The sequence below is a fragment of the Streptomyces sp. NPDC002032 genome (assembly GCF_042890765.1).
Taxonomy (GTDB): domain Bacteria; phylum Actinomycetota; class Actinomycetes; order Streptomycetales; family Streptomycetaceae; genus Streptomyces.
In genome coordinates this window covers 761944-786454 of the sequence record NZ_JBIASM010000002.1, presented here as the reverse complement: position 1 = coordinate 786454, position 24511 = coordinate 761944, and the positions used below count along the sequence as shown (strand labels likewise).

At 73.2% G+C, this 24511-nt stretch carries 25 protein-coding genes; 2 read left to right on the top strand and 23 right to left on the bottom strand.

What is annotated here, in order from left to right; translation table 11 throughout:
- Positions 1-50 precede the first annotated feature (50 nt).
- Entirely contained in the window at positions 51-527 is a 477-nt protein-coding gene (locus ACFYYT_RS07695) for a M23 family metallopeptidase (protein WP_388607116.1), read from the top strand.
- Here the strand turns inward: ACFYYT_RS07695 and ACFYYT_RS07690 are convergent.
- The 18 genes from ACFYYT_RS07690 to proS form a co-directional block, all read right to left on the bottom strand.
- Positions 524-1150, bottom strand: a complete 627-nt coding sequence (locus tag ACFYYT_RS07690) for a TetR/AcrR family transcriptional regulator (protein ID WP_351818435.1) — start codon at positions 1148-1150, stop codon at positions 524-526. The two genes, ACFYYT_RS07695 and ACFYYT_RS07690, sit on opposite strands and share 4 nt — an antisense overlap.
- Before the next feature lie 85 nt (positions 1151-1235).
- Positions 1236-2072 (bottom strand): RNA polymerase sigma factor WhiG, encoded by an 837-nt coding sequence (gene whiG, locus ACFYYT_RS07685; RefSeq protein ID WP_351818258.1) that lies wholly within the window; start codon positions 2070-2072, stop codon positions 1236-1238.
- A 209-nt stretch (positions 2073-2281) separates the two neighbouring features.
- Complete coding sequence (gene dprA, locus ACFYYT_RS07680) at positions 2282-3472, bottom strand: DNA-processing protein DprA (protein ID WP_351818256.1); 1191 nt, start codon at positions 3470-3472, stop codon at positions 2282-2284.
- Complete coding sequence (locus ACFYYT_RS07675) at positions 3469-5097, bottom strand: YifB family Mg chelatase-like AAA ATPase (protein ID WP_351818253.1); 1629 nt, start codon at positions 5095-5097, stop codon at positions 3469-3471. The genes dprA and ACFYYT_RS07675 overlap by 4 nt, the downstream gene beginning before the upstream one ends.
- On the bottom strand, positions 5097-5468 hold the full coding sequence (locus ACFYYT_RS07670) for a YraN family protein (protein WP_351818250.1): 372 nt from the start codon (positions 5466-5468) through the stop codon (positions 5097-5099). The genes ACFYYT_RS07675 and ACFYYT_RS07670 overlap by 1 nt, the downstream gene beginning before the upstream one ends.
- Positions 5469-5648: 180 nt before the next feature.
- Positions 5649-5957, bottom strand: a complete 309-nt coding sequence (locus ACFYYT_RS07665; RefSeq protein ID WP_214947872.1) for a DUF2469 domain-containing protein — start codon at positions 5955-5957, stop codon at positions 5649-5651.
- A 55-nt stretch (positions 5958-6012) separates the two neighbouring features.
- Positions 6013-6525, bottom strand: a complete 513-nt coding sequence (locus ACFYYT_RS07660; protein WP_351818247.1) for an NUDIX hydrolase — start codon at positions 6523-6525, stop codon at positions 6013-6015.
- Entirely contained in the window at positions 6515-7279 is a 765-nt protein-coding gene (gene lepB, locus ACFYYT_RS07655) for a signal peptidase I (protein WP_351818244.1), read from the bottom strand. The genes ACFYYT_RS07660 and lepB (ACFYYT_RS07655) overlap by 11 nt, the downstream gene beginning before the upstream one ends.
- Before the next feature lie 42 nt (positions 7280-7321).
- Positions 7322-8224 (bottom strand): signal peptidase I, encoded by a 903-nt coding sequence (gene lepB / locus ACFYYT_RS07650; RefSeq protein ID WP_351818241.1) that lies wholly within the window; start codon positions 8222-8224, stop codon positions 7322-7324.
- 114 nt (positions 8225-8338) lie between these two features.
- Complete coding sequence (lepB, locus tag ACFYYT_RS07645) at positions 8339-9151, bottom strand: signal peptidase I (RefSeq protein ID WP_385320569.1); 813 nt, start codon at positions 9149-9151, stop codon at positions 8339-8341.
- 418 nt (positions 9152-9569) lie between these two features.
- Complete coding sequence (gene lepB / locus ACFYYT_RS07640) at positions 9570-10331, bottom strand: signal peptidase I (protein ID WP_351818238.1); 762 nt, start codon at positions 10329-10331, stop codon at positions 9570-9572.
- A gap of 44 nt (positions 10332-10375) precedes the next feature.
- Complete coding sequence (rplS, locus tag ACFYYT_RS07635; RefSeq protein WP_030227407.1) at positions 10376-10726, bottom strand: 50S ribosomal protein L19; 351 nt, start codon at positions 10724-10726, stop codon at positions 10376-10378.
- A 133-nt stretch (positions 10727-10859) separates the two neighbouring features.
- Positions 10860-11681 (bottom strand): tRNA (guanosine(37)-N1)-methyltransferase TrmD, encoded by an 822-nt coding sequence (gene trmD / locus ACFYYT_RS07630; RefSeq protein ID WP_351818235.1) that lies wholly within the window; start codon positions 11679-11681, stop codon positions 10860-10862.
- Positions 11681-12286, bottom strand: a complete 606-nt coding sequence (rimM, locus tag ACFYYT_RS07625; protein ID WP_351818232.1) for a ribosome maturation factor RimM — start codon at positions 12284-12286, stop codon at positions 11681-11683. The genes trmD and rimM overlap by 1 nt, the downstream gene beginning before the upstream one ends.
- Before the next feature lie 169 nt (positions 12287-12455).
- Complete coding sequence (locus tag ACFYYT_RS07620) at positions 12456-12695, bottom strand: RNA-binding protein (protein WP_030011889.1); 240 nt, start codon at positions 12693-12695, stop codon at positions 12456-12458.
- Positions 12696-12697: 2 nt separating this feature from the next.
- Positions 12698-13138: a 30S ribosomal protein S16 gene (rpsP, locus tag ACFYYT_RS07615; protein WP_030859859.1), complete on the bottom strand. Its 441-nt coding sequence runs from the start codon at positions 13136-13138 to the stop codon at positions 12698-12700.
- A 168-nt stretch (positions 13139-13306) separates the two neighbouring features.
- On the bottom strand, positions 13307-13903 hold the full coding sequence (locus tag ACFYYT_RS07610) for a hypothetical protein (RefSeq protein ID WP_351818228.1): 597 nt from the start codon (positions 13901-13903) through the stop codon (positions 13307-13309).
- 202 nt (positions 13904-14105) lie between these two features.
- A complete protein-coding gene (gene proS, locus ACFYYT_RS07605; RefSeq protein WP_351818225.1) occupies positions 14106-15518 on the bottom strand; it encodes a proline--tRNA ligase in 1413 nt (470 codons plus the stop codon).
- A gap of 132 nt (positions 15519-15650) precedes the next feature.
- Here proS and ACFYYT_RS07600 point away from each other — a divergent pair, with 132 nt between their 5' ends.
- Positions 15651-16331 (top strand): methyltransferase type 11, encoded by a 681-nt coding sequence (locus tag ACFYYT_RS07600; RefSeq protein ID WP_351818222.1) that lies wholly within the window; start codon positions 15651-15653, stop codon positions 16329-16331.
- Positions 16332-16365: 34 nt separating this feature from the next.
- Here the strand turns inward: ACFYYT_RS07600 and ftsH are convergent, their stop codons facing one another.
- The 5 genes from ftsH to ACFYYT_RS07575 form a co-directional block, all read right to left on the bottom strand.
- Positions 16366-18192, bottom strand: coding sequence for an ATP-dependent zinc metalloprotease FtsH (gene ftsH / locus ACFYYT_RS07595; protein ID WP_351818432.1), 1827 nt, complete (start codon positions 18190-18192; stop codon positions 16366-16368).
- A 228-nt stretch (positions 18193-18420) separates the two neighbouring features.
- Positions 18421-19992, bottom strand: a complete 1572-nt coding sequence (ffh, locus tag ACFYYT_RS07590; protein WP_351818219.1) for a signal recognition particle protein — start codon at positions 19990-19992, stop codon at positions 18421-18423.
- 168 nt (positions 19993-20160) lie between these two features.
- Complete coding sequence (locus ACFYYT_RS07585; RefSeq protein ID WP_351818216.1) at positions 20161-22608, bottom strand: [protein-PII] uridylyltransferase; 2448 nt, start codon at positions 22606-22608, stop codon at positions 20161-20163.
- A 17-nt stretch (positions 22609-22625) separates the two neighbouring features.
- Positions 22626-22964: a P-II family nitrogen regulator gene (locus tag ACFYYT_RS07580; protein WP_351818213.1), complete on the bottom strand. Its 339-nt coding sequence runs from the start codon at positions 22962-22964 to the stop codon at positions 22626-22628.
- Entirely contained in the window at positions 22961-24307 is a 1347-nt protein-coding gene (locus tag ACFYYT_RS07575) for an ammonium transporter (protein ID WP_351818210.1), read from the bottom strand. Before ACFYYT_RS07575 ends, ACFYYT_RS07580 begins: the two co-directional genes overlap by 4 nt.
- Between the last annotated feature and the right edge of the window lie 204 nt (positions 24308-24511).

Sequence of the window (24511 nt, the reverse complement as noted above, 5' to 3'; positions counted from 1 at the left end):
TCATCCACAGGCGCGTCCTGCGCCGGCGTCCGCGCGGGAGCCTGGTGGGCATGACGACACTGCTGCTCACCGTGATCATGGCGCTCGCCCAGACCCTCGTCCCGGGGGTCCGGCCGCTGCCCCCGCCCCTGTCCGTGGCCCGTTGGTGGGACCCGCCGCCCACGCCGTACGCCGCCGGCCACCGCGGGGTGGACCTGTCGGCCCCGGTGGGGGCGCGGGTCCGGGCGGTCGGGCCGGGGCGGGTGCACTACGCCGGACAGGTCGCGGGCCGCGGGGTGCTCTCGCTGACCCTTCCCGGGGGGCTGCGCACCACCTACGAGCCGGTGCGGCCGCTGGTCGCGGAGGGGGAGGAGGTGACGGCGGGGCAGGAGGTCGCGGTCCTCACGGCCGGCTCCCACTGCCCCGGACCCTGCCTGCACTGGGGCCTGCTGACCGGGGAGGACGCCTATCTCGATCCGCTCACCCTGCTCCCCCGCCCCACCCCACGGCTGCTGCCCGCGGCGGAGCCGGAGGGCGGCTCGCCCTAGGGGCGGTCACCTTGGGGGCGGTCGCTTTGCGGGCGGTCGCTTTGCGGGCGGTCGCTTGGGGGGCGGTCGCCCCGCACGCCCCGCAGGGCCATGGCGACGGCGGTCTCGGTCACCACCGCGGGATCCTCCGCGGCGCCGAGCTCGATGCGGCGCACGGCGGCGTCCACGACGCCCTGCAACAGCATCGCGGCCAGCCGCGGCTCCGCCTGGCCGAGGGCGCCCAGCGCCTCGACGATCATCGCCACGAGACCACCGTGCGCGGCGCGGATCTTCTCCCGCGCCCCCGCGTCCAGCTCGCTGGCCGAGATCGCCACCACCGCTCGGTGGCGGCGGTCATCGACCAGCCCCAGCTGGCTGCGCACGTACGCCTCGATCTTGTCCTCCGGCGTCCGCGCCGCCTCCATCGCCGCCTCGATCTCGGCGGCCCACACGGGGAAGTCCACCGCGCACAGCTCTTCTACGACGGCCGCGCGTGACCGGAAGTACTCGTACACGGACGACCGGGCGAGCCCGGTGCGCTCCGCGAGGGCGGGGAAGGTCAGGGCGTCGGTCCCGCCTTCGGACAGCAGGGAACGCGCCGCGTCCAAGAGGGCGCCGCGCTGCATCGACCGGTGCTCGGCCACGGAGGCCGCTCGAATCCTGGGCACGTCCCCACTCTACGGAGGGTGCGCAAGGCCCGGGCCCCGAGCGCGGCCCCTCCCGGGCGGCTCAGCGGCCGACGTCGGCGAGCTTCGCCCGCAGCTGGAGCACCGACTTGGTGTGGATCTGGCTGACCCGGCTCTCGGTGACGCCCAGCACGTTGCCGATCTCGGCGAGGGTGAGCCCCTCGTAGTAGTAGAGGGTGACCACCGTCTTCTCCCGCTCGGGGAGCGTGTTGATGGCCCGGGCGAGCAGTCGGCGCAGCTCGCGGTCCTCGGCCACCTCCACCGGATCGTCGGCGGCGTGGTCCTCCAGGGTGTCCATCAGGGACAGCCGGTCGCCGCCCTCCCCGCCGGCGTGCAGCAGCTCTTCGAGGGCGACCACGTTGGCGAGGGACAACTGGCTGAAGACCGTGTGGAGTTCCTCCACACCGATCCCCATCTCGCCCGCGACCTCGCTCTCGGTGGGGGTCCGCCGCAGCTGGGCCTCCAGCGTGGCGTAGGCGCGCTCCACGGCCCGCGCCTTCTGCCGCACCGAGCGGGGGATCCAGTCCAGGGCGCGCAGTTCGTCGATCATCGCGCCGCGGATGCGGGTGATCGCGTACGTCTCGAACTTGATCGAGCGTTCGATGTCGAACTTCTCGATCGCGTCGATCAGTCCGAACACCCCGGAGGAGACGAAGTCGGCCTGCTCGACATTGGGCGGCAGGCCGACGCTGACCCGGCCCGCCACGTACTTCACCAGCGGCGAGTAGTGCAGGATCAGCTGCTCCCGCAGACGTTCGTCACCCGAGGCCTTGTATGAGCGCCAGAGCAGCTCCAGGGACGAGGGCGCGGTGGACCGCACGCCGCCACGGGCAGCGGGGGGCACCGCAGCGCGGTCGGACCCTGAGGTGTGCTGGGGCATGCTTCGCCTTTGCCGGAGCCGGATTCCTTGGGAGCGTAGCGTGACGGAAGTGTCGCGGTGCGCGAAGAGTACGGGATGACCCGGGGGCCGGGCGGCGTCCGGACTCGCGCGGGCGGCCCGGGACCGGCGCCTGGCGCTCGGTCCCGGCAGCTGCCACCGGGAAGACCGCGTCTCTCATCGCCGTCACTCTTTCACCGGAACGCCCCAGGTCAACGACCGCCTCGCCGGTCGGCTCCGGATTGCGCCCCCTCTCCCGGCGTGCGCGGCGCCAACCGCCAGCCGTCGCCCTGCCGTTCGACGAACCCCAGAGAGTGAAGTTCGTACAGTCTGCCGATGACTTCATCGGTGCCGGTGCCCGCGGCGAGCGAGATCTCCTGCGGTTCGGCGGCCCGGCCCGCCGGGAGGGCTTCGAGCACCCGTGCGGTGGCCGGGGCCAGGAGGTCCCGGGCGAGGACGGGGCCGCGCCGCACGGGGGCCAGCTCGCCCATGCCGCCGACGAGTTCGACGACCTCGGCGGCGTCGGTGACGAGCTCCGCCCCGCCGCGCAGCAGTTCGTGCACCCCGGCCGAGAGGCCGCTGGTGGCGGGCCCGGGCACGCCCATGGTCAGGCGGCCCAGCCGCTGGGCCCGGCGGGCGGTGACCAGGGAGCCGCTGCGCAGCGCCGCCTCCACGACGACGGTGCCCCGGGTGAGGGCGGCGATGACCCGGTTGCGCAGCACGAACCGGCTCGGGGTCGGGTGGGCGCCGGGCGGCAGCTCCCCCAGCACCAGCCCCTGGCGGGCGATCCTGCCGAGCAGCCCGGCGTGCCCGCGCGGGTAGCCGACGTCCACCCCGCAGGCCAGGACCGCGGCGGTGACCCCGCCCGAGGCGAGGGCGCCCCGGTGCGCGGCGCCGTCGATCCCGTAGGCGGCGCCGGAGACCACCACCCAGCCGCGCTCGGCGAGCCCGGCGGCGAGGGTCTGCGCCATGTGGGCCCCGTACGGGGTGCACGCGCGGGCTCCGACCACGGCGACCGAGCGCAGGGCCCAGGTCCGCAGGTCCGGGCCGCCCCGCAGCCACAGCCCGACGGGCCGGGCGTCGCCGAGGTCCTCCAGCTGGGTCGGCCACTGCGCCGACCCGGGGCAGACGAACCGGCAGCCCGCCGCGGCCGCCTCCGCCAGGTCCCGCCGGGGCTCCGCGACGGCGGCCCGTCTGCGGTATCCGGCGAGCCGCTCGGGGCCGACCCCGGTCAGCGCCCCGCACTGCGCCTCGGGGCCGGTCAGCAGGCGCATCAGCCGGACGGCGCCGATCTCGCGCAGCCAGCGCCCGCCGTGCTCGTCCCCGGGTTCCAGCACCCGGGTCAGCGCCGCCCGGGCGAGCACCTCCGGGCCCGGCTCCGGCGCGCCGTCGGCGGCGCTCACGGCTCCGCCCCCGCCCCGGCCGCCAGGACGGCCCCCCGGGCGATCCCGGTGCGCAGCTCCAGCGCGACGGCCACGTCCAGCGCGTCGGGGTGCCCGCGCCCCCGCAGGTCGGCCACGGTCCAGGCGACCCGCAGCACCCGGTCCAGCCCCCGCGCGGTGAGCAGTCCGCGCTCCATGTCCCGCTCCGCCTGGGCCATCGCCCCGGAGCCGGCGGGCCAGCGGGTGCGCAGCTCGTGCCCCGGAACCTCGGAGTTGAGCCGCCACGGGGTCTGCGCCAGCCGGTCGGCGGCCCGCTCCCGGGCCTCACGGACCCGGGCCGCGACGGTGGCGGTGGACTCGCCCCGGCCGCCCCGGCCCAGCAGGTCGGAGCGGGTGACCGGCTCGACCTCCACGCGGAGGTCGACCCGGTCGAGCAGCGGCCCGGACAGCCGGGCCTGGTAGCGCCGGACGACGGAGGGGGGACATTCGCAGCCCGCCCCCAGCAGGCTGTGCCGGCCGCAGGGGCAGGGGTTCGCGGCGAGGACCAGCAGGAAGCGGGCCGGCAGCCGTACCACCCCGGCGGCCCGGGCGATGACCACGTGTCCCGCTTCGAGGGGCTGCCGCAGGGCGTCCAGTGCCTTGCCGCTGAACTCCGCGGCCTCGTCCAGGAAGAGCACCCCGCGGTGGGCCAGGGAGACCGCCCCCGGCCTGGGGATCCCGGCCCCGCCGCCGACCAGCGACTGCATGGTGGCGGAGTGGTGCGGGGCGCAGTACGGGGGCCGGGCGACCAGCGGTTCGCCGGGCGGCAGGATTCCCGCGACGGAGTGGACGGCCGTCACCTCCAGGGAGTCCTGCCGGGTGAGCGGCGGCAGGATCCAGGGCAGCCGCTCGGCCAGCATCGTCTTGCCCGCGCCCGGGGGCCCGCTGAGGAAGAGGTGGTGTCCCCCGGCGGCGGCCACTTCCAAGGCGCGCCGGGCCCGGTGCTGGCCGGCGACATCGGCGAGGTCGGGGACCTCGGCGGCATCCGCGCCGCCCCGGGCCAGGCCCGTACCCAGCCCGGCACCCGGCAGCACCAGCCCCGCGAGCATCGGGTCGGGACGCCCGGCCCGGACCGGTTCCTCCTCGGGCACCACCCCGTCGGTCAGGACCGCGATCAGCTGCCGCAGGCTGCGGACGCCGAGGACGGACACCTCGGGCACCAGACCTGCCTCCCCCGCGCACTGCTCGGGCACCACCACCTGCCGGTACCCGGCCTCGGCGGCGGCGAGCACCGCGGGCAGGATCCCGCGCACCGGGCGGACCCGGCCGTCGAGGCCGAGCTCCCCGATGAGCACCAGGTCGGCGATGGCTCCCGGATCGACCACCTCGGCGGCGCCCAGCACCGCCGCCGCGACGGCCAGGTCGAAATGCGCCCCGGCCTTCGGCACGGACGCCGGGCTGAGCCCGACCGTGAGCTTCTTCTGCGGCCATTGGGCGCCGGAGTTCACCACGGCGGCCCGGACCCGGTCGCGGCTCTCGACCAGCGTCTTGTCGGGCAGCCCCACCAGGGTGAAGGCCGCGACCCCCGGCTCCAGGTCGGCCTGGACCTCCACCAGTACGCCCTCGACGCCCACCAGGGCCACCGAGCAGGCCCGCGCGAACCCCATCACGCCACCCCCCTGACATGCTCGACCCGGGGTGCGCCGCGCCTCGGCAGCAGTACGGCGACGAGGTCGATCCGCACGCCTCCGGCGGGCGGTCCCCCGTGGTCGGCGAGCCAGCGCCCGGCGAGCCTGCGCAGCCGGTCGGCCTTGCCGGCCCGGACGGCCTCCATGGGGTGTTCGAAGCCGCCCGCCCGGCGCGTCTTGACCTCGCACACGACGAGGGCGTCCCCCTCCCGCGCCACGATGTCGATCTCCCCGGTCCGGCAGCGCCAGTTCCGGGCGATCACCGTCATCCCCGACTCGGTCAGCCGCCGCGCGGCGAGGTCCTCGCCGTACCGCCCCAATGCCTGCTGTGCCACGCCCTTCGCGTTCATCCGGCACCACCTCCGTGCCGAGAGTCCCGCGTTCCCGCCCCCGGAGTGGATCTTGGTGGAAAACTCCGGCGATGTGGAAAACCCGCTCACCCTCCAGGGTGAGCGGGCGGTCCGCGACGCCGGGCGCGGCCCCGTCAGGCGCGGGGCGCGGGCCCGGTCAGGCGCCGGGCGCGGGCCCGGTCAGGCGCCGGGAAGTTCGAGGTCGCTCTTGTTGAGCTCCTCGATGTTCACGTCCTTGAAGGTCAGCACCCGGACCTGCTTGACGAAGCGGGCCGGCCGGTACATGTCCCAGACCCAGGCGTCCGCCATCGAGACCTCGAAGAAGACCTCCCCCTGGACCGAGTGCACCTGCATCTCGTAGTCGTTGGTCAGGTAGAAACGACGTTCGGTCTCGATCACGTACTTGAACAGCCCGACGACGTCGCGGTACTCCCGATAGAGCTTCAGCTCCATCTCGGTCTCGTACTTCTCGAGGTCCTCGGCGCTCATGGCATGTTCCCCTTCAGCCGTGCGTCCCCCTATTGTGCGCCAGCGCCGTCCGCCCCTAAACGATTTCCGGGGGCAGGACCACCGGAGCACCCGGAGGACCGTCGTCGAGCAGCGTGCGCAGCAGCCCGGCGAGTCTGGTCGGGTACACCGTCTCACGGGCCGCCAGCAGTTCCCCGGAGGTCCACCACCTGGCTCCCCTGACGCTGCGCCGCTCGAGTTCGGTGAGGCCGCCCATCCGGGTCTCGGTCCGGTCGGTACGGGCGAGGAAGTACCACTCGTCCTGTTCCCAGCGCCGCCCGTCGAAGGGGAAGGAGCAGTACCGGTGCCACAGCACCGGCCCCAGCTCGACCTCTGTGATCCCCGTCTCCTCCGCCAGCTCCCGCAGGGCCGCCTGCTCGCGCGTCTCGTCGCCCTCCAGGCCGCCGCCCGGCGTGAACCACCAGTCGTCGGCCGGATCGGCCGGTTCGAAGCCGTGCAGGAGCAGGATCCGGTCCGCCGGGTCCAGCAGGATCACCCGTGACACCTTCCTCGGCTCCCCCGCGCCGGCGCCGCCGGGTTCAGCGGGCACCCGAGGACTCCCGCCGGCGCCCGCGCCCCAGGATCCGTACGAGGGGACCGTAGGCCGCGCCCAGCAGTACCAGGGCCGCACCGCCCACGACCGCGGCCAGCTGGAGCCGCAGCGGACCGGGCGCGGAGATCCCGCCGGGCAGGGAGGCGAACGTCGCAGGGCGGTCCAGCATCTTCATGGACGGCCACGCCAGCGCGTCGACCCGGGCCGACACCGCCGACCGGGGCACGGTCCCCTGGCCCGCCTCCTGGAGGTGTGCGCGGGAGTCGAGCGAGGCCACGCGGTGGTCGCCCATCAGGAAGAGGTTGCCGTCGGGCACCTTCACCTCGAACGGGACGCCACCGGTCCCGATCGCGGCGACCTCGGTGCCCGCGTGGTCCAGGTAGGGCTCGTCGAGCTCCTTGCCGTTCACGGACAGCCGGCCGCCCTGACCGCAGCAGCGGACGGTGTCCCCGCCCACGGCGACGACCCGCTTGACCATGGGCGAGGCGCCCCACTGCGCGTCGATGAAGACGACCACGTCACCACGGCGCACCGCGTCACCGTCGATCCGCTGCGCCAGCACCCGGTCGTTCGGCCGCACGGTGGGCACCATCGAGTCGGTCGGCACCGTGTACGGCTGGTACATCACCGCGCCCCAGCCGAAGCCGCCCAGGAAGAGCACGAAACCGATGGCCACGGCGATGCCCGACAGCACGTTGCCGAGGCCGCCGCGGCCACCGGTGGTCCCGCGTATTGCCTGTGTTCCGCCCATTGCAGCGCCCCCACCTCGGAGATCGTCGACCTGGGCGGCACCCTACCGGGCGGTACGCCCGTTGGTCAGCCTCCGCCTGCGCCACAGGACGACCGGAACGGCGCCCGCTACGCCCAGCGCGGCCGGGCCGAGCCCGACCGGGGCGAGGCCGGAGGCCCCGAGACCGAGGGCGGTCGCCGCGGCCTGGTGGTTGATGCCGGGCTGGTCGAAGGTGTCCGGGACCGGGAGCGTGGCCCACCGGGTGACCGGCCAGGCGACGACGACGGCCCGCCCGACGACCTTGTCGACCGGCACGAAGCCCTGCGTGGAGTCCTGCATGTGGTAGCGGGAGTCCTGGGAGTTCTGGCGGTGGTCGCCCATCACCCAGATCTTGCCCTTGGGCACGGTGATCGGGCCGAAGGGGGCGTCGTCGCACGGGGTGTTGCCGGGGTAGATGTACGGCTCGTCCAGCTCCTTGCCGTTGACGACGACCGGTCCCCCCTTCTTGCACTCCACGGTGTCCCCGCCGATGGCGATGGTCCGCTTGATCAGGTCCTTCTCCTCGGCGGACGGCATCAGACCGATCCAGCTGAGGGCCTTCTGGGCGAAGTTGGGCTCCGGGGTGGGCTCTCCTGCCAGCCAGCTCGCCGGGTCGTGGAAGACGACGACCTCACCGCGCTCGGGCTCCGAGCCGAACCACGGGGTCAGCTTGTCCACAAGCACCCGGTCCCCGCGCTGGAGGGTGTTCTGCATCGAGTCGGAGGGGATCGAGAACGCCTGGACCAGGAAGGTCTTGATCAGCAGGGCCAGCAGCAGGGCGATACCGATGAGGAGCGGGAGCTCCTTCCAGAACGAACGCTGGGGCCGCGCGGCCGCACCGCCGTCCTCTGTCTCGGTCTCGCGCTCTACGGCGTCGTCCGGCCGCTCCTCGCCCTCGTCGCGTCCGGATCGTGCGCCTACCGCCACATCCCCCACATCCACTCCTCAATCGGAATTCGCGTCCCGCGCCGGATCGGTCGACGGGCCCTCCCCTCCCTTAACGAGCGGGAGTTCCCTAAGGCGCGGGAGACCGAGGACACACTATGCGAACGCCGTGCCCCGCCGACGCCCAAGACGCCCGCGCCGCCGACCGGTTCGCGCCGGGTCCGGCACCGAGAGGAAGGTCGCCGGCTGTTCCAGCTCGCGCCAGTGGCCGAAGGGCCAGGCGATCACCACGGCCCGCCCGACCACACCGTTCTCGGCGATGGTGCCCTCGAAGGCCTCGTCGAGGTGGTAGCGGGAGTCGGCGGAGTTGGCCCGGTGGTCGCCCATCACGAAGAGCCGTCCCGCCGGTACGTGCACCTCGAAACGGATCTCCGAGGGGGCGTTGCCCGGTGACACGTACGGCTCATCGAGCGGCGCGCCGTTGACGGTGACCCGCCCCTGCGCGTCACAGCACTTCACGGTGTCCCCGCCGACGCCGATGGTCCGCTTGATCAGATCCTGCTCGTCGGCGGACGGGAGCAGCCCGATGAAGGTCAGGGCCTGCTTGATCTGCTTGATCCCCGCCGGGTCCTGGGCAGGCCGGGCGGCCTCGCCCTTGAGCCAGCCTCCGGGGTCCTTGAACACCACGACGTCGCCCCGCTCGACCGTGGAGCCGAACCACGGGGTGAGCTTGTCGACCAGTACGCGGTCGCCGATGCGGATCGTCTGCTCCATCGACCCGGAGGGGATGAAGAAGGCCTGCACCAGGAAGGTCTTGAGGAGCAGGGCTATGCACAGCGCGACCACCACGAGCAGCGGCAGCTCGCCCGCCCGCCGGGTGCGCCTGCGCCGCCGGACCCGGCGGGCCAGCCTGCGCCGCTCGGCCCGTCCACCGGGCTCTGCCGCCGTCTCCCGGGCCCCGCCGGGCACCGCCGTGGACGGCTCGGCGCCATCACCGGCACCCGCATCGACACCGACGCCATCACCGGCACCGGTACCGGCACCCGCCGACGCACCCGCCGAGGTACCCGCACCCGCACCGGCCACGTACCGTCCCGGCGGTTCCGCCGCCGGCCCGGGCCCGCGCCACAGCGGCTCGTCCGGCTCCGGGCCGCGCCGCCCCGCCGCACCCTGCTCCGGCCCGCGCCACAGCGGACCGCCGCCCTCAGGACCGCCCCGGCGCGGCGGAAGGGGTTCGCCCGGCAGCGGCTCGCGCGCCGGCGGCGGAGACTGCGGTGCGCGCGCCGCGTCCCGGCCGCCCCGTCCATCCCCGCCGCCCCGTCCGTCCCGCCCATCCCTGCCGACCCGTCCCTCACTACCGTCCCGGCCGCCCCTGGGCCGGCCCCGGCTACCCATGCGAACCGCCGCCCACCCGGGACCAGGCCTGCGCGCCGTTCCCGGGCACCGACCCCCACCGCGTCACCGGCCAGCCGAGCCAGTCGGCCCGCCCGATCACCTTGTCCACCGGCACCATCCCGCCGCCCGGCTCCCCCAGATGGTCCCGCGAGTCCCGGGACTGGGAGCGGTGATCGCCCATCACCCACAGGGTCCCCAGCGGGACGACGATGCGGAAGGGCACCGCCGACGGCGCGTCCCCGGCGTACAGGTAGGGCTCGTCCACGGACACCCCGTTGACCTTGAGCCGGCCGCCGGCGTCGCAGCACACCACGTCGTCCCCGCCGACGCCCACGACCCGCTTCACGAAGTCCGTGTCGGAGGGCTCCGCGAGCCCGAGCGCCGAGAAGGCCCCGTGCACGGCCTCGCCGACGGGGTTGCCCGCCGGGCGCTCGCGCACGAAGGAGCCGGTGCCGTCGAAGACGACCACGTCGCCGCGCCGGGGCTGATCGCCGAAGCGGTACGCCAGCTTGTTGACCAGCACCCGGTCGCCGACCTTCAGCGTCGGCTCCATCGAGCGGCTCGGGATGAGGAAGGGCTGGACCACGAAGTTGGAGAAGAGCAGCAGGAACACGGCGCAGGCCACGCCGAGCAGGCCGGCCCGCCGCCGGGACCGGGGGGATCCCCACCACCCGGAAAACGCAGAACGCGGCCGCCCCTCCCCCTGTCCGGGGGAGGAGTGGCCGCGCTGTGTGAGCTCTGCTTCGGTGTCCATCGGGGGCGAGCCTATCCGGCCGTCCCCTGGAGCCGGAGGGGAGATCAGCGGTCGCGCTTCTCCTTGATCTTCGCGGCCTTGCCGCGGAGCTCACGGAGGAAGTACAGCTTGGCGCGACGCACGTCACCGCGGGTGACGAGCTCGATCTTCTCGAAGATCGGGGAGTGCACGGGGAAGGTGCGCTCGACGCCGACGCTGAAGGAGACCTTGCGAACGGTGAAGGTCTCGGAGACGCCAGAGCCCTGGCGACGGATGACAACACCCTTGAACTGCTGGATACGGGAGCGGTTGCCCTCGATCACGCGGACGTGCACGTTGATGGTGTCACCGGGGCGGAAGGCCGGGACGTCCGTGCGCAGGGAGGCGGCGTTGACGCCATCGAGCAGGTGAGACATGTTCTTCGTCTGCTTTCTTCGCACGACGCCACAGGTCGCCGGTGCGGATTTCCGTAGAGAATTCGGGAGCCGTGGGACATCGCGGGCGACGGTCCCCCTGTGGCAGGGGCGCACGCGAGCACACAGCAGCCACCTATTCTTCCACGGCCGGGGGCCTGCGCCAAAATCGCCCGTCGGCGCTCGGCCTCCAGCCCAGGATACTGAGGATCTCGCGGTCCTTCTTGTCGAAGGCGGAGGCCTCGCAGCGCTCGATCAGGTCGGGGCGGTTGCGCGCGGTGCGGCGGAAGGCCTCGTCCCGGCGCCAGCGGGCGATCTTCCCGTGGTGGCCGCTGAGCAGCACCTCGGGGATGCCCCGGCCGCGCCACTCCGGGGGCTTGGTGTAGACGGGGCCTTCGAGCAGATTGGCCATCTCGCCGGGCGCGAACGAGTCGTCGCGGTGCGATTCGGCGTTGCCGAGGACCCCGGGCAGCAGCCGGGCCACGGCCTCGGTGATCACCAGGACGGCGGCCTCGCCGCCCGCGAGCACGTAGTCCCCGATGGAGACCTCGTACACCGGCATCCGGGTGGCGTACTCGTCCATGACCCGGCGGTCGATGCCCTCGTAGCGGGCCGGGGTGAAGATCAGCCACGGCCGCTCGGAGAGCTCGACGGCCAGTTCCTGGGTGAAGGGACGGCCGCTGGGCGTCGGAACGACCAGCACCGGGCCGCGGGCCCCCGACTCGTACCCGTCGGCCAGCGCCGAATCCAGGGCCTCGCCCCACGGGTCGGTCTTCATGACCATCCCGGGACCGCCGCCGTACGGGGTGTCGTCGACCGTGTTGTGCCGGTCGTACGTCCACTCCCGCAGGTCGTGCACGTGTACGTCGAGCTGGCCGCGCGCCCGCGCCTTGCCGACGAGGGAGACGTTCAGCGGCTCCAGGTACTCGGGGAAGATCGTGACGACGTCCAGCCGCATCAGGCGCCGACCTCGCCCTCGGCCTCGCCGCCGGTCTCCGCCTCGCCCTCGCCGCCGCCCCCGGCCCCGCCCTCACGCGAGGAGGCGACCACCGCGCGGTCGTCGATCAGCCCGGGCGGCGGCGTGATGACGCAGCGCTGCTCCTCCAGGTCGATCTCGGCGACGATCTCCTCCACGAAGGGGATCATGACCTCGGTGCCGTCCGGCCGCTCGACGATGAAGAGGTCCTGCGAGGGCAGGTGGGAGATCTCGGTGATCCGGCCGATCTCCGTACCGTCCTCCAGCACCACGTCGAGGTCCATCAGCTGGTGGTCGTAGTACTCGTCGGGCTCCGCGGGGAGCTCCTCGGGGTCCACCTCGGCGATCAGCAGGATGTTGCGCAGCGCCTCGGCCCCGGTGCGGTCCTTGACCCCCGCGAAGCGGAGCAGGAGCCGGCCGCTGTGCACCCGGCCCGTCTCGATGGTCAGCGGACCCGCCGACGCCGGTTCGGTCTCCAGTACGGCGCCGGGCCCGAGCCGCAGCTCCGGCTCGTCGGTCCGCACCTCGACGGTGACCTCACCCTTGATCCCGTGGGCGCGGCCGATCCGCGCGACTACCAGCTGCACTGTGTGTCTCCGTTGTGGTTTCTCTGTCAAGGGTCGCTCCGCCCGCGGTCGACCGGCGGCGCCCCGCGTGCTCCGCGTGGCCCCGCGCGGCTGCGCTCATGGGCGGAAACGACTCAGGCCGGGGAAGGCGACGAACGCCCTCCCCGGCCCGTGCCGGTGCTTCAACTTCTCAGCGGACCTGGTCCACGTCGACGAGGTCGACGCGGATCCCCCGGCCGCCGATGGCGCCCACGACGGTACGCAGCGCACGCGCGGTGCGGCCGTTGCGGCCGATCACCTTCCCGAGGTCGTCCGGGTGGACCCGGACCTCGAGCACCTGTCCGCGGCGCAGGTTGCGCGAGGCGACCTGCACTTCGTCGGGGTTGTCCACAATGCCCTTCACGAGGTGCTCAAGAGCCTCCTCGAGCATGATCAGGCCTCGGTCGACTCGGCGGTGGCCTCAGCCTCGTCCGCCTTCTTGTCGGCCTTCTTCGCCTTCTGCGTGATGGCCTCGCCCTTGGTCTCGCCGATGCCCTCGAGGGCCTTGGCGAACTCGTCGAAGGAGCGACGCTTGCTCTCCTTCGTCTCCGGCTGCAGCAGCGGCGCGGGGGCGGGGAGGCCCTTGTGCGCCTGCCAGTCACCGGTCAGCTTCAGGATGGCGAGCACGGCCTCGGTGGGCTGGGCGCCCACGGACAGCCAGTACTGCGCACGCTCGGCGTTGACCTCGATGCGCGACGGGTTGTACGTCGGGTGGTAGATACCGATCTCTTCGATCGCGCGACCGTCCCGACGGGTACGGGCGTCGGCGACGACGATGCGGTAGTGCGGCTGGCGAATCTTGCCGAGGCGCTTGAGCTTGATCTTGACTGCCACTGGAGTGGTGTCTCCTGAACTTGACGTGGTTGGGCACATGAGATGCCACGTGGGGTTGCGGTACTCGGGTGCCCGATGGACGCGTCAGCCGGAGGAGAGAGGGGTCCTATGCGACTGTCGAGTACAGCTGTCCATTGTGCCATACGCCCGCGGCACGCCCAGCCGGGGTCAGGAGGCCGCCGCGGTGGCGACCTCCGGGATGCGGAACGGCTTCATGCAGCCGCCGCACACGATCGGCGCCTGGGCCAGGACGGACGGGACCACCCGGACGTTGCGCCCGCAGTCGCACACCGCCTTGACCCGTACGCCGCCGCCCGAGGACCCGTGCCGGGCGGCCGGACCGCGGAAACTGCGCTTGGTGTCGGCGGCCGTGGCGGCCGTGTGCGCCTTCAGGGCGCGCTGGAGCCGCTCCATGGTGGGGCGGTAGCGCTTCTTGGCCTCGGGGTTGAGGGAGACCAGGGAGAACCCGCTGCTGGCGTGCGGCTCCTCGGAGTGGTCCAGCCCCATCTCCTCGGCGATCGCGAGGAATCTGCGGTTGTGGTAGCGGCCGGCTCGCGAGGTGTCACGGACTCCGCGGGCGGCGGCGATGCCGTGGACTGCCTCGTGCAGCAGTCGCTCGAAGGAGAGCTCGGCGCCACAGGCGGACGAGGACTCTCCGATCAGGGACTCGGGCGCGGCAAGGTCAGGCAGCTCGGGGTGGTACCGCTGAATATCGGCCCACGCCTGCGCCAGCTCTGCGGCGAGAACAGGGGGTGTCGTGCTCACGTCGTGACAACGAGCCGAGGTGCCCCGGTGTTCCGATTCCGGGCCATTCCAAATTTTTTGCACGTACCAGTCAGTTCAGTCTGATGCGTCCTGACGAGGACGGGTGCGTCGATCTCAGGAGGAGTCGGTACGTAAGGAGTACCAACGACGACCGAGCCCCCGGAGCGCGGCCGGAGCCGCGCGCCGGGGGCGTGGGGGTGCGTCAGTACGAGCGCGCGACGATGGCGAGGGTACCGGGGGCGTCGTCCGACTCCGGAACCGACCCGTCCGCCGCGACCAGGCAGCGTACGGAGACGGCCTGCTCGGCCAGCTTGGCCTCGCCCTCGGGGCCCAGGTCGGCCCACGGGATGCGCGCCCAGCCACCGGCGATGGCCGCCTCGGCGGCCTCCTCGATGGTCGCGACGTCGGAGGTGCGGGCCTCGCGGCGCTCGCGGGACTCGCGCAACAGCTGCGCCTGGTCCTCGTCGAGGACCTTGGGCAGCAGGTCGAGCAGCGCGGAGATCTGCACGGCCTCCTTGCCGCCGGGGATCCGCCGGGCCAGCATCGCGGTGCCGGCCTCCAGGTCGCGGGGGCCGATCTCGATGCGGACCGGTACGCCCTTGAGCTCCCAGTCCACGGCGCGGCGGCCGAAGGGGGTGTCGACGCGGTCGTCGACCTGGACCCGGATGCCCGCGGCCTTCAGCCGCGCGCCGAGCTCGCGGACCTTCGCCACGGCCTCGTCGCCCTTGATCGCCATGATCACGACCTGGACGTGCGCGAGCCGCGGCGGGACGCGCAGGCCGTTGTCGTCGCCGTGGGACATGATCAGGCCGCCGACCATGCGGGTCGAGACGCCCCACGAGGTCTGCCAGACGAGCTCCTGCTTGCCTTCCTTCGACAGGTACTGCGTGTTGAAGGCCTTGGCGAAGTTGGTGCCGAGCTCGTGGCTGGTGCCCAGCTGGAGGGCCTTGCCGTCGCCCATCATGCCCTCGAGGGTGAGGGTGTTGATGGCGCCGGCGAAGCGCTCCTTGGCGGTCTTGCGGCCGAGCACGACGTCGATGCCGAGCACGTTCGTCATGAAGTCGCCGTAGACGTCGCGGTGGATGCGGGCGGCGTAGTCGCGGGCGTCCTCGTACGTGGCGTGGGCGGTGTGGCCCTCCTGCCAGAGGAACTCGCTCGTACGGAGGAACACGCGCGGGCGCATCTCCCAGCGGACCACGTTGGCCCACTGGTTGATCAGCAGGGGCAGGTCCCGGTAGCTCTGGACCCACTTGGAGAAGTAGTCGTTGATGATCGTCTCGGAGGTGGGCCGGACGACGACGGGCTCGTCCAGCTCCTTGCCGCCGCCGTGCGTGACGACCGCGAGCTCGGGGGCGAAGCCCTCGACGTGCTCGGCTTCCTTGGTCAGGTACGACTGCGGGATGAACAGCGGGAAGTACGCGTTCTGGGCGCCCGCGTCCTTGATGCGCGCGTCCATCTCCTGCTGCATCCGCTCCCACAGCCCGTAGCCGTACGGTCGGATGACCATGGTGCCGCGTACCGGACCGTTGTCGGCCAGCTCGGCCTTGTTGATCAGATCCTGGTACCAGCGGGGGAAATCCTCCGCCTGGGGGGTGAGAACGGGTGCCTTTGCCATGGCGCGAATGGTACGGCGCCGGGCGCACCGAGCGTGAATCGGGTGGCGCACTCCTCTGGACGCGGGGGCCGATGGGGAGTTCTCTGGCAAGGGGGGCCAGGGGGCGACACAGGAATCAGGAGCGCTCTTTCGATGACACCGACGCCGATGGCGACGCTCGTCGCCCGGGACTGGGCGGAGATCCAGGAACGGATGCTGGTACCGCTGTACGAGGCGGTCTACGACCGGCTGGAGGTCGGCCCGGGCAACCGGCTGCTGGGCCTCGGCTGCGGGGCCGGTCTGCCGCTGCTGCTGGCCGCCGGCCGGGGTGCGGCCGCCACGGGAGTGGAGGCGGACCCGGCCCGGCGGGCCCTGGCCCGCGAACGGCTGCTGGAGGTGGTGGCCGCTCCCCCGGCGCCCGCCGCGCGGCCCTACGACGTGCTGCTGGCCTTCTCGCCCTCCCCCGCCGCCCTGGCGGCGGCGCTGCCCGCGGTCCGGCGGGGCGGCGCGGTGGTGCTGGCGGACTGGGGTCCGGCGGAGCGCTGCACGGTCCCCTCGGTGCTGGGCGGCGGCCCGGTGCCCCGGGACCTGGACGCGCTGGCGGCGGAGGCCGGACTGCTGCCGGACGGCTCGGGGCGGGTGTTCTGCCCGTTCGGGTATGCGGATGTGGACAGCGCGGTACGGGGGCTGCTGTCGACGGGGCTCTACGACGCGGCGGCCGATCCGGCGCTGGCGGAGAAGGAGCTGTCCGAGGCGCTTCACCCGTACGAGCGGACCGACGGCGCCGTCTGGCTGCCGAACATCTTCCGCTACGTCGTCGCCCGCGTGCGGTAGGCGGGGCGGGCCGGGCGGCCCGGGCCGCCCGGCGCTACTTCTCCAGGCGGGTGATCCCGGCCGCCGCGTACGCCGCCTTCTCGTCCAGGGTCTCGTTGGCGAGCAGGGCCTCGGCCAGGGCGTCGAGCTGCGGGCGGTGCTCGCGCAGGACGCGGCAGGCCTCCTCGTAGCAGTCGTCGACGATCCGCCGCATCTCGTGGTCCACCGCGTCGAGGGTGGCGGGGGCGGCGGACAGCCCGTAGGGGCTCTGCCCGTCGGACGGGATCGCGGTCAGCCGGCCCACGCGCTCGCTCATCCCCCAGCGGCCGGCCATGCCCCGGGCGAGGGCGGTGACCTGTTCCAGGTCGCTCTCCGAGCCGGTGGTGATGACGTCGTAGACCACGTGCTCGGCGGCCATGCCGCCCAGCGCGCCGATGATGCGGCCGCGCAGGTAGTCCTCGGTGTACGCGTACCGGTCGGCGTCCGGGGCCGAGAGGGTGACCCCGAGGGCGCGGCCCCGGGGGACGATCGTGATCTTGCGTACGGGGTCGGCGCCGGGCCTGAGCATGCCCAGCAGGGCGTGGCCGCTCTCGTGGTAGGCCGTACGGCGGCGCTCGTCCTCCGGCATGACCAGCGAGCGCTCCGCCCCCAGCTGCACCTTCTCCAGGGCGTCGGAGAGGTCCGCCGGGCCGACCTGGGCGCGGCCGCGTTTGACGGCGAGCAGGGCGGCCTCGTTGGCGAGGTTGGCCAGTTCGGCGCCGGTCATGCCCGGGGTGGTCCGGGCGATCTGGTCCAGGTCCACGTCCGGGGCGAGCGGGATGTCGCGGGTGTGGATGCGCAGGATGGCGGCGCGCCCGGCGCGGTCGGGCGGCGAGACGACGACGGTGCGGTCGAAGCGGCCGGGCCGGGTCAGCGCGGGGTCCAGGACGTCGGCCCGGTTGGTGGCGGCCAGCACGATCACGCCCTCGGAGCCGGAGAAGCCGTCCATCTCGGTGAGGATCTGGTTGAGGGTCTGTTCGCGTTCGTCGTGGCCGCCCATGCCGGCGCCCGCGCCCCGGGCCCGGCCGATGGTGTCGATCTCGTCGATGAAGATGATCGCGGGGGCCACCTTGCGGGCCTCGGAGAAGAGCTCGCGCACCCGGGAGGCGCCGACGCCGACGATCATCTCGATGAACTCGGAGGCGGACGCCGAGAAGAAGGGCACCCCGGCCTCTCCGGCCACGGCCCGCGCCAGCAGGGTCTTGCCGGTTCCGGGCGGGCCGGCGAGCAGGACCCCGCGCGGCATCCGGGCGCCCATCCGGCGGTACTGCTCGGGGTTCTTGAGGAAGTCGACGACGTCGTTGAGCTCGCCCTCGACCTCGTCGATGCCCGCCACGTCCTCGAAGGTGGTGCGCTCGGTCGCCGCCAGTTCGACCGGCTTGGGCGGGGTCTTGCGGCCGATGCCGCCCATGCCGCCGCCCATCCCCGCGCTCATCCGGCGGGCGACGAACACCCACAGGACGATCAGGAGCAGCATGGGAGCCAGCGAGAGCAGCAGGTTGGCCAGGAAGCTGCGCTGTTCGACGACCGGCGAGGCCGTCACGGTCACGTTGTGCCGGGTGAGGTTGGACCAGAGTTGGTCGTCCGCGAAGGCGGGGCGCTGGGTGACGAACTTGGTGTAGTCGCCCTTTCCGCCGGGGACGGGCTGCTTGCCCTTGAGTTCGCCCTGGATCGCGTCGCCCTTGGAGTAGATCTTCTCGACGTTGCCGGCGGCGACCTGCTTGCTGAACTCCGTGTACGAGACGACCGGCTCGTCGCCCTCGTTGAAGAAGGACAGCACCACGTTGGCGATCAGGTAGACGATCAGGGCGGCGAGGATCAGGCCGCGCCAGCCGCCGGGCATCCGCTTCTTGGGCGGCGGGGCGGGCGGGGCCCCTTCCGAGCGCCAGGGGGTGTCGGCCCGGTCGCGCGGCGGTACGGGGGTGGGGCTGGGCACGGGGCCTCCTTATGCCGTCCTCCCGGCCGACCATAGGCGACAAACAGGACGTTTGCCCCCGCAGAAACGGGAGGGCCCCGGCCGTGCGCGTGCACGGCCGGGGCCCTCCTCACGTACCGGGTACGCCCGCCCGGTCTACTTCATGAACTTCTTGAACTCGTCCGGCAGGTCGAAGTCCTGACCGCCCTGGCCGCCCGCGGGGAGACCGAACGGGTTGCCGCCGGCGGCGGGCTCGACGGCCTGCGGACCCTGCTCGCGCCGGGCCGCGGCCGCGGCCTCCTCTTCCTTGCGCTTCATCGGGTTGCCGCTCTTGCGCTTGCCCTTGGCCTGCTTGATCTGCTTCTTCTGCCGGCCGGGACCGCCGCCCATGCCCGGGATGCCCGGCATTCCGGGCATCCCGCCGCCCTGGGCCATGCGGGACATCATCTTGCGGGCCTCGAAGAAGCGCTCGACGAGGCTCTTGACGGCGCTGACCTCGACGCCGGAGCCCTTGGCGATGCGGGCGCGGCGGGAGCCGTTGATGATGTGCGGGTCGTGGCGCTCGGCCGGGGTCATCGACTTGATGATCGCGGCGGTGCGGTCCACGTCGCGCTCGTCGATGTTGTTGATCTGGTCCTTGATCTGGCCCATGCCCGGGAGCATGCCGAGCAGCTTGGAGATGGAGCCCATCTTGCGGACCTGCTCCATCTGGGCCAGGAAGTCGTCGAGCGTGAACTCCTTGGGACCCTTGGCGAGCTTGGCCGCCATCTTCTCGGCCTCGGCCTGCGAGAAGGTCTTCTCGGCCTGCTCGATGAGGGTGAGCATGTCACCCATGTCGAGGATCCGGCCCGCCATGCGGTCGGGGTGGAAGGCGTCGAACTCGTCGAGCTTCTCGCCGTTCGAGGCGAACATGATCTGCTTGCCGGTGACGTGCGCGATCGAGAGCGCGGCACCGCCGCGGGCGTCGCCGTCGAGCTTGGAGAGCACGACGCCGTCGAAGCCGACGCCGTCGCGGAAGGCCTCGGCGGTGTTGACCGCGTCCTGGCCGATCATGGCGTCGACGACGAAGAGGATCTCGTCCGGGCTGACGGCGTCGCGGATGTCCGCGGCCTGCTGCATCAGCTCGGCGTCGATGCCGAGGCGGCCGGCGGTGTCGACGACGACGATGTCGTACTGCTTGGTGCGCGCGTACTCGACGGAGTCCTTCGCGACCTGGACCGGGTCGCCGACGCCGTTGCCGGGCTGGGGCGCGTAGACCGCGACGCCCGCGCGCTCGGCGACCACGGACAGCTGGTTGACGGCGTTGGGGCGCTGGAGGTCACACGCGACCAGCAGCGGGGAGTGGCCCTGGCCCTTCAGCCAGAGGCCGAGCTTTCCGGCCAGGGTGGTCTTACCGGCACCCTGGAGACCGGCCAGCATGATCACGGTGGGCGCGGTCTTGGCGAAGCGCAGCCGGCGGGTCTCACCGCCGAGGATGGAGACCAGCTCGTCGTTGACGATCTTCAGGACCTGCTGGCCGGGGTTCAGCGCCTTGCTGACCTCCTCGCCACGGGCCCTTTCCTTGACGTTCGCGATGAAGGAGCGGACGACGGGAAGCGCGACGTCGGCCTCGAGGAGGGCGATACGGATTTCCCGCGCCGCAGCGTCGATGTCCTGCTCGGAGAGGCGGCCTTTGCCCCGGAGGGACTTGAAGGTCGCGCTGAGGCGGTCGGAAAGCGTATCGAACACGGTGGTCGCGATTCCTCGGGTCGGGGGCGTGGTGGTCGTCCCCCAGGGTATCGGGCCACGCCGCCTGCCCGGCCCTGCGGGCGGATTTCCGCCCGGCGGCACCCCTTCCGGTGCGCCGGGGCTGCCTCCCCGGGCCCCGGGCGGGGGTCCGGAGAGGCGGGCGGGAGCCTACGCCAGGGCAGCCGCCACCGCCGTGGCCAGGGCGGCCGCGTCGGGGGCGGGCAGGGGTTTGCCGTCGGTGTCGACCACGTACAGGGTGTCCACCGCGTTGGCGCCGAGGGTCGAGACGTGGGCGCTGCGCACCCGGACCCCGCAGGCCTCCAGGGCGCGCCCGATCCGGTGCAGCAGCCCCACCGCGTCGGGCGCCCGCACCTCCAGGACGGTGGCCAGCGAGGAGACGTCCGGGACGACCGCGACCCGGGGCGGCGGCGGGACCACCCCGCGCCGCCTGGGGTACGCCGCCTCGCGGTCGGCCAGCTTCGCCGGGACGTCCAGGGAGCCGTCCAGCGCCCGGAGCAGGTCGGTCCGCAGCTGGGCGGCCTGCGGCAGCGCCCCGTATTCGGCGGCCACCCGCCAGCGCAGCACCAGGGCCTCGCCCAGCCGGTCGGGGAGTTCCAGGAAGCGCAGCTCGGCCGCCCGTACGGTCAGCCGGTGCAGCGCCAGGACCCCGGCCGCCGCCGGGAGCACCCCGGGCTGGTCCGGGACGGCGACGACGAGTTCGACCCCGACCGCGTCGTCCTCCTCCCGGCGGGTGTGCAGCGCGAGCACCGGTTCCCCGGTGCGCAGGGCCTCCACCGCGAGGCGTTCCTGTTCGGTGGTCGGGATCTCCAGCTCGGCGGGGGCGGGCGCGGCGCCGCTCAGCAGGGCGGCGACCCGGGAGACGAGGTCGGCCACGAGGGAGCCGCGCCAGGTGCTCCAGGCGGCGGGCCCGGTGGCGAGCGCGTCGGCCTCGGTGAGGGCGTGCAGCACCTCCAGGGTGGCGGTGGAGCCGACGGCCTCGGCGACGGCCTTCACCGTCGCGGGGTCGTCGAGGTCGCGCCGGGTCGCGGTGTCGACCAGCAGCAGGTGGTGGCGTACGAGGGTGGCCAGCACGGCGGCGTCCTGCGGGCCGAAGCCCAGCCGGACGGCCGTGTCGCGGGCGATGGTCTCGCCGGCCACCGAGTGGTCGCCGGGCCAGCCCTTGCCGATGTCGTGCAGCAGGGCGGCCATCAGCAGCAGGTCGGGGCGGCCCACCCGGCGGGTCAGCGCGGAGGCCCGTACGGCCGTCTCGATGAGGTGGCGGTCCACCGTCCAGGTGTGCACGGGGTTGCGCTGCGGCCGGCAGCGCACCCGTTCCCAGTCGGGGAGCAGCCGGGTGATCAGCCCCTCGGCCTCCAGCGCCTCCCAGACGGCCACCGTGGGCTCCCCGGCGCCCAGCAGGGTGAGCAGCTGTTCCCGGGCCTCCGCCGGCCAGGGCACGGGCAGCGGCCGGCTCTGGGCCGCGAGGCGGCGTACGGCGTGCAGCGAGACGGGCAGGCCCGCCTGGGCGGCGGCCGCGGCGAAGCGCAGGGGCAGGACGGGATCCCGGTCGGGCCGGGCGGCCAGCGCCAGCACGGCCTCGCCGTCGGACTCCACCACGCCCTCGGCGAGCGGGGCCCGCTCGCCGGCGGTCGCCCCCCGGGCCGCGAGCAGTCCGCGCAGCCGGGGCCGGGCGGCCCGGGCCCGCAGCACCCGGCCGACCTCGCGCCAGGTGACGTCGCCGGCGTAGGAGATCACCCGGGCGGCCTCGTACACCTCGCGCAGCAGCGCGTCCGCGTCGAGCAGTCCCAGCCGGGCGGCGACCTGGGGCTGCTCCTGGAGGGCGAGCCGGTCGCTGGCCCGGCCGGTCACCAGGTGCAGCGCGTCCCGCGCGTCCAGCAGCCGCCGCCGGGCGTCGGCGAGTCCCTCGCGGGGGGCGTCGGCCAGCCAGGAGGCGGCGACGGCCCGCAGCGCGGTGGCGTCGCGCAGCCCGCCGCGGGCCTCCTTCAGGTCGGGTTCCAGCAGGAAGCGCAGCTCCCCGGCCCGTTCGGCCCGTTCCAGGCACAGGGCGTGCAGCTCCGGGAGCCGCCGCAGCGCCTGGTTGCGCCAGTCGGCCAGGACCGTGGTGCGCACCCCGGCGAGCAGCCCGGCGTCCCCGGCGACGAGCCGCGCGTCCAGCAGTCCGAGGTGGGCCTTGAGGTCCTCGGCGGCGGTCTTGCGGGCCTCGGCCGGGGTCCGTACGGAGTGGTCCAGGGACAGTCCGAGGTCCCAGACGGGGTACCAGAGGCGGTCGGCCAGCGTGCTCAGCGCCGCGGGCCGGGCCTTGCCGTCGTGGAGCAGCAGCAGGTCTAGATCGCTGCGCGGGGAGAGTTCCCCGCGCCCGTAGCCGCCGACGGCGACGAGGGCGGCGCCCCGTACGCCGGCCTCCCGGGCCGCGGTGGTGAACAGGGCGTTCAGCCACCGGTCGGACAGCGTGGACAGGGCGGAACGCCGGGCGGGCCCGGACCGCGTCTCCTCCTGGAGGAGACGCAGCCGGGCCGCGGCGTAGCCGCCGGGTCCCGAGCCGTCCGGGCGGTCGTGGCCGTCCGTGCCGTCGGTGGTGTCTTCGACGCTCGTCACCCGGGAGCTCCCGTCACCTAGAGCGCGTCAGCGCCGCGCTCGCCGGTGCGGACCCGGACGACCGAGTCCACGGGGACGCTCCACACCTTGCCGTCGCCGATCTTGCCGGTGCTGGCGGCGCTCACGATGACGGAGACCAGTTCCTCGGCGTCGGCGTCGTCGACGAGCACCTCGATGCGGATCTTCGGTACGAGGTCGACGGTGTACTCGGCGCCCCGGTAGACCTCGGTGTGGCCGCGCTGGCGCCCGTAGCCGCTGGCTTCGGAGACGGTCAGTCCCTGGACCCCGAAGGCGTGGAGGGCTTCCTTGATCTCGTCCAGCTTGTAGGGCTTGACGATCGCGGTGATCAGCTTCATGCGTCGACCTTCTTGCTCGCTGCGGCAGCGGGGGCGGGGGCGGTGGTGCTCCGGGAGGAGATGCCGCCGCCGGCTCCGCTGAAGTCGTAGGCGGTCTCGGCGTGCTCGTGCTGGTCGATGCCGGAGACCTCCACGTCCTCGGATACCCGCATCCCGATGGTCTTGTCGAGGAGGAAGGCCAGGACGGCGGAGACGACGAGGGAGTAGGCGAGGACCGAGAAGACCCCGACGGCCTGCTTGCCGAGCTGGGCCAGGCCGCCGCCGTAGAAGAGGCCGGCCGCGTCGGACTGGACGCCGCCGGTGGCGAAGAGGCCGACGAGGAGGGAGCCCGCGACGCCGCCGACGAGGTGGACGCCGACCACGTCGAGGGAGTCGTCGTAGCCGAAGCGGTACTTCAGGCCGACGGCCATGGCGCACAGCACACCGGCGATGGCGCCGACCGCGATCGCGCCGAGCGGGCTGACGGAGCCGCCCGCGGGGGTGATGGCGACGAGACCGGCGACCGCGCCGGAGGCGGCGCCGAGGGTGGTGAAGGAGCCGTGGCGGAGCTTCTCGTAGCCGAGCCAGGCGAGCATGGCGGCGGCGGTGGCGACCTGGGTGTTGACGAACATGACCGCGCCGACGCCGTCGTCGTTGCCGAGCCAGGATCCGGCGTTGAAGCCGAACCAGCCGAACCACAGCAGACCGGCGCCGAGCATCACGAGGGGCAGGCTGTGCGGGCGCATCGGGTCCTTCTTGAAGCCGACCCGCTTGCCGATGACGAGGATGACGCCGAGTGCCGCGGCGCCCGCGTTGATGTGGACGGCGGTGCCGCCGGCGAAGTCGATGACGCCGAGCTCGAAGAGCCAGCCGCCGGCGCCCCAGACCCAGTGCGCGACGGGGAAGTAGACGACGGTGACCCACAGGGCGGAGAACAGCACCCAGGCGCTGAACTTCACGCGGTCGGCGAGGGCGCCGCTGATCAGGGCCGGGGTGATGACGGCGAACATCAGCTGGAAGACGGCGAAGACGTAGACCGGGATGGTGTAGCCGTCCCACAGCTCGGTGATCCCGATGCCGCTGAGGCCGACGTAGTCGGAGTTCCAGCCGATGAGGGAGCCGGAGTCGGTGCCGAAGGCGAGGCTGAAGCCGAACAGGACCCACAGGATCGTCACGATCCCGAGGCTGATGAAGCTCATCATCAGCATGTTGAGGCTGCTCTTGACGCGGACCATGCCTCCGTAGAAGAAGGCGAGTCCCGGGGTCATCAGCATGACCAGGGCGGAGCAGATGAGCATGAACCCGGTGTTCGCGGCAGACAGGGTCGGGGCGTCTGCCGCGAGGGTCGTGATGGCTGATGCCATCGGCGTCTCCTCGTCGTCGGTACGTCCGCGTGCGGGCGAACGTGAAAACCTGAGCGGCGCAAGGCGTAGGCCGGGGGGGCTGGCCTGGGGACTGGCCGGTTATGAGCCCTGAGATTCGCGCAGGCCGGTTTCCGGCGGCGCCGCTGGGTGTTTCGCCGCGATGACGAAGGGATCGTGCGTGTTACACGTCGATGAACGGAACTC